The following is a 429-nucleotide window of genomic DNA, read 5'->3' as shown; positions in this document are numbered from 1 at the left end:
GCGTGCAGGTCGGCGACCGACGCGCCGAGGTGGTCGCGGTCGTACCACAGCAGCACCGGCCCGAGCGCGATCAGTGCCGCGCCCGCGCCGGCGACGATCATGCCGAGGCCGACGAGGACGCCCCACAGCCAGCCCGGCCAGCGGCGCGGGTCGGTCGGTACGTCCCGCAGCGCCGGCGGCGGCGGTGACGTCGCCGTGGCCGCCTCGATCACCCGGTGGAACCAGCCGGGCCCGGCGGCGAGCAGCACCGCCGGAGTGGCGAGCACCGTCGAACCCCGCCCCAGCGCGTCGACGGCGCCGGTGATCCCCGGGTCGTCAAGCCGGATCGTCGCCCGGTCCTCCCCCACGGTGACGTCGTCGGCGTAGGGGGCGGCGGCGCGCGCGGTGGCGTCGTCGGTGGCGACGGCGACGACGCGGCAGGTCCGTCCC

General features: G+C 78.3%; 1 pseudogene. It reads right to left on the bottom strand.

The window, feature by feature from the left end:
- Nucleotides 1-429: pseudogene (locus Q2100_RS29485) on the bottom strand (hypothetical protein); the annotation flags it as partial.

This window comes from Mycolicibacterium arseniciresistens (assembly GCF_030519285.1).
Taxonomy (GTDB): domain Bacteria; phylum Actinomycetota; class Actinomycetes; order Mycobacteriales; family Mycobacteriaceae; genus Mycobacterium; species Mycobacterium arseniciresistens.
This window is presented reverse-complemented; position numbering and strand designations above follow the sequence as displayed.